Source organism: Kocuria sp. CCUG 69068 (genome assembly GCF_020833785.1).
GTDB classification, from domain to species: domain Bacteria; phylum Actinomycetota; class Actinomycetes; order Actinomycetales; family Micrococcaceae; genus Kocuria; species Kocuria rosea.
Map to the genome: position 1 here is coordinate 1 of NZ_PDDL01000184.1, position 3,521 is coordinate 3,521.

General features: G+C 62.8%; 4 protein-coding genes. 2 read left to right on the forward strand and 2 right to left on the reverse strand.

The window, feature by feature from the left end; translation table 11 throughout:
* Window positions 1-46 precede the first annotated feature (46 nt).
* Both CRM73_RS18555 and CRM73_RS18560 read right to left on the reverse strand, forming a co-directional pair.
* The gene (locus CRM73_RS18555) at window positions 47-433 is read right to left on the reverse strand and encodes a hypothetical protein (RefSeq protein ID WP_229588714.1); all 387 of its coding nucleotides are present in this window, start codon (window positions 431-433) and stop codon (window positions 47-49) included.
* Between the two features lie 10 nt (window positions 434-443).
* A complete protein-coding gene (locus CRM73_RS18560) occupies window positions 444-1,082 on the reverse strand; it encodes a hypothetical protein (protein WP_229588715.1) in 639 nt (212 codons plus the stop codon).
* Between the two features lie 654 nt (window positions 1,083-1,736).
* Between CRM73_RS18560 and CRM73_RS18565 the strand changes: the two genes are divergently transcribed.
* Window positions 1,737-2,618 carry a replication initiation protein gene (locus CRM73_RS18565; RefSeq protein ID WP_229588716.1) on the forward strand — a complete coding sequence of 294 codons (882 nt, stop codon included), beginning with the start codon at window positions 1,737-1,739 and terminating at the stop codon, window positions 2,616-2,618.
* Window positions 2,615-2,887 carry a sigma factor-like helix-turn-helix DNA-binding protein gene (locus tag CRM73_RS18570; RefSeq protein WP_229588717.1) on the forward strand — a complete coding sequence of 91 codons (273 nt, stop codon included), beginning with the start codon at window positions 2,615-2,617 and terminating at the stop codon, window positions 2,885-2,887. Before CRM73_RS18565 ends, CRM73_RS18570 begins: the two co-directional genes overlap by 4 nt.
* Window positions 2,888-3,521 lie beyond the last annotated feature (634 nt).

Genomic DNA, 3,521 nt, shown 5'->3' on the forward strand with positions numbered 1-3,521 from the left:
CACCGGCCTATCTGTCGCTACAGAGCAAACCTGTGAGGTACATGATTCAGGTCGAAAGAATCCATTCACCTAGACGCACATGGCGACAGCGATAGTCCTGTCCCTGTGCTCGGGCCTCCTGTGCGAAGGCTTCAGCGACAGATACGTCATCGAACACAGCGATCCCGATCTCATCGTCCGGGGCACCAGTAATCACGAGTCCAACGTCCGCTCCACGGAGTGCCGACTGTGGGCTGTTGCCTACCCGTCGCCAAGGCACTGTTTCCCAACGCACCTCAGGGCATCCCCTCGCCTCACCGATTTGTTCGAGCTCACGCACCTCATCAGGCGTCGAGACGGCAGCAACAAGAGGTTCACTGCCGTCAGCATGCCGGCAATAAACCAGAAAGCACTCTGGTTTCTGACGAGCTGTTCCAGGGCGGATCTTGGTCATGAGAGTCAGCCTAGGCCTTGCAGTTCTCCGTCTTCGGGGCGGTGTAGACACGCGTGTAGTAGGTCTTGCCGCGCCATGTGATGGCGCCTTGAGTGGTGCCCCGCCACGTGGTGGATTTCGTACCGGCGCAGTAGTACTCGATGTTCCTTTGGGTGTACCTCGCCTCATTCGAGTTGCCGCCTGACCGCGCTATCTTCAGCCGCCACCACACCAACTGCTTGTACCGGAGCTCGCTGTTGTGGCGGATGCTTGTCACCGGCACATCGCACACCGTGTAGGGCTTGAAGCCGATCGCTTGCCGACCCGAAGAGGTTCGGCGGTAGACCCTCGTCGGGTACAGCTCGCATGGAGCGAAATCAACTCTGGCTGCCGCTCCCATCGAGGCTGCACCTCCCATCGACGCCGGCGGGATACCCGAGTCCAGGCGCTCGAAAATTTGTTGGGCTTCCTCCGGAGAGTCCGCTTCGACATATGAAAGTGGCTCATCGATCCCAACGGCGGCTTCGTTCTCCACGAGGGAATCCGTTGCAGCCCCTGAAACTCCAAGGGGGCTAGACGACGTAGGCGCTTCAGCATGAACAGGCCCCGTTCCGAGAGCAACCACAAGCAGCACACTCAGCAACCCCGTCATGGTCTTCAACCCGCTCATGTCAGCGCCTTCCGTCCCATAAGTCAGCCGCGCCTGCGGCAACAAGGCAAAGCGTGCACGATCGCAAATTTTTTGTATAGGCATCACCTGCTTTTGGCCTCTCGAAGCCGTCACACCTTTTGCATTCTTCGGCCGGCCACTGGGGGAAGACGCTCGTCACGTCCTCTCCTGCGGTTGTCGGTGCGCACAGCCAGGACACCCCAGCGCGCCCGAAACCGGCCTGCCAACAGCGACCACGCCACCCCACCAGGCACCCGCTCGACCACATGGCCGAGCACGAAGAACGGCTCCGGTGGTATCACCCGGAACGGTTCAGAGCCTCACCCGTGGAGGGTGAACCGGGGGCGGCAGGAGTCCTCGACAGTGACCCTGGCTGCTGGGGCCGGCGGATGAACATGGGGGCTAAGTCGGTGCCTGGTTGCGATGCTTGGGACACCTCACGAGGAGGGTGCAGCTGAGCCTGTGCGCACCTGCGTTGGGTCACCTGGGCCTCGGTCATCGAATGATGCATGAGGTGTGACAGTTCCAGCGGGGTTCGGGAGGGCCCGGAAGCGGACTGCGCTACGCGCAGGCTGGAAAGAATTTTTGGGGGAAGTATCTGATTAAGGGTGCGTCCTACCCGAGAAGGTGGGAAATCTGTGGTTGGGTCACCTCATGAGCTTCCAGAACGTGTTCGCCGACCATTGGCTACCGCAGGCGCCATTGGCCGCTGAGCGCAAGGACGGCGCCTACCGGCGACTGTCCCGGGAGCACGCCCTGCAGCTGCCCTACATCGAGACCAACCCGCTGTGCCTGCAGTCGATCGTGGTCACCGACCACGACGGCTCTGAGGCCGACCAGGTGGCCGATCTAGTCGGGCTTCCCCAGCCCTCCTGGGTGACGCTGAACCCGCACACCCGCTCCGGGCACATCGCCTACGCCCTGGCCGCTCCGGTGTGCCTCACCGACTCCGCCCGCCGGAAGCCGATCAACCTCCTGGCCCGCATCGAGCAAGGCCTCGTCGACGTCCTGGGCGGGGACGTTGGATACGCGGGCCGGGTGACTAAGAACCCCGTCCACCGCCAGCACATGCCGCTGTGGGGCGAGGAAACCGCCCTGTACGGCCTCCAGGAGCTCGCACAGGCCCTCGGAGACGTCGGAGCCCTCCCAGGGCCTTCCAGGACCGGAAAAGCCCTCACAGCGTCGTCTGTGGGCCGCAACGTCGCCCTGTTCCACCTCACCCGGCAATGGGCCTACCGCGCTCGGTTGCGCTACGACGATGCCAGCGAGTGGGAGCAGACCGTTCACGCCTTCGCCGTGAACAAGAACCTCACCGCCATCGCCGAGGAGTTCACCCGCGGTCCGCTGGGCGAGGTGGAAGTGCTGCACCTGGCCCGTTCCATCGCCCGCTGGACCTGGCGCAACATCACCCCAGAACTCACCACCCAGAGACGCAAAGCCTGGACCGCCCCCGAGCACCAACAACGCCGCGCCCAACGCGCCGCTGACAAACGCCGCATCGACCGCACCCACGCATCCAAGGAGCTCTTCCGATGACTGCCGAGACACCCGCACGGCGCACTGTCACCGCCAAGGAGGGAGCAGAAGCCCTGGGCTGCTCCACCCGCACCATTCGTCGCATCGCCGCTGAACCGCGTGATGAGTTCATCAAGCGATCCCGGGCCCGGCAGGATCTCGCCCTCGAGCTCAAGAACGCCGGCCTGAAGTACCGCGAGATCGCCGACCGCCTCGGCTGCTCCGAGAAGGCCGCCCAGAACCTCGTCCAGCGCGCCCGAGACCGGCACAAGCTCACTTCCGTCACCTAACGTCTCTTCTCGCAGACGAAGAGGCACGGGCAGTTTCGTGTCGCAGAATGATCCACGGTGAAAGGCATCTTCACCGTGAAAGGCCGGGGCCCCTCCCCGGCCTTTCACATGCCCAGCGCAGCGCCCACCCGCCCCGCCCGGTGCCCCGGCCGGAGGCCGATCTCGGTTCTATGGCACATAGAACATAGCTTTGCTCCACTGACTCCACTGGGGGCTCTGCCACCGCATGCGTTGTCCAGCACGTCGGGGACAGACTTCTCAGCACATCGTGGAAAAGGAGCTGGCAACAACAGATCGACCGTGACGGGAGCACTCCAACCCGCGATCTGCTGTCACTTTTGTGAACGAAGTGGCAGACGACAGATACTCAATACAGGAGTTGGCTTGCTCACACCAGCAGCTCCTAGAGGGAGACCAGGTAGACCAGACCAAATCCCCCGAGCATGGAAAAAGCCGGGCCATGATGGCCCGGCTTTTTTCCATGCTTGGCACCCTGCCACGGCTCTGCACCGGCCTATCTGTCGCTACAGAGCAAACCTGTGAGGTACATGATTCAGGTCGAAAGAATCCATTCACCTAGACGCACATGGCGACAGCGATAGTCCTGTCCCTGTGCTCGGGCCTCCTGTGCGAA